The 676-nt window shown below is 47.2% G+C and carries 1 pseudogene; it reads left to right on the forward strand.

What is annotated here, in order from left to right:
- Positions 1–645, forward strand: a pseudogene (locus TT12_RS14990) (IS256 family transposase); the annotation flags it as partial.
- Positions 646–676 lie beyond the last annotated feature (31 nt).

The raw sequence follows: 676 nt of genomic DNA on the forward strand, positions 1-676 counted from the left end.
GGGACTCGACGGCAGAAAAGAGCTGCTTGGTATGTGGCTCTCAGAGAATGAAGGCGCTAAGTTCTGGCTAGGTGTTCTTACCGAGCTTCAAAACCGTGGCGTACAAGACATCTTAATCGCTTGTGTTGACGGCCTAAAGGGCTTCCCTGATGCTATCAACACCGTTTATCCAAACGCTCAGGTTCAGCTGTGTATCGTGCATATGCTGCGCTATTCAATGAAGTTTGTGCCATGGACGGATAAGAAGAAAGTAGCGGCTGATTTAAAAGCCATCTACGGAGCTGATACGCTTGAGATAGCCGAGGCCAATCTTGAACACTTTGATGAGACTTGGGGCACAGAGTACCCGCACGTGGTCAAGTCTTGGCGCAATAACTGGGAGGCTTAACGGTGTTCTTTGAGTACCCGAAAGACATCAGAAAAGCCATTTATACCACCAATGCTATTGAGTCTTTAAACAGCGTGATTCGGACAGCGGTGAATAAGCGTAAGGTGTTCCCCTCTGATCAGGCAGCATTCAAAGTGGTGTACTTAGCCACCCAGCAGGCATCCAAAAAGTGGTCGATGCCAATCCGTAACTGGACGTCTGCTCTGAATCGTTTTATGATTATGTTTGATGACCGTATCAGTAAGCATTTAATCTAAATGGCAGTTACACAGAATCTGGGATGGTCTC

Source organism: Psychrobacter sp. JCM 18903 (assembly GCF_000586475.1).
GTDB lineage: Bacteria > Pseudomonadota > Gammaproteobacteria > Pseudomonadales > Moraxellaceae > Psychrobacter.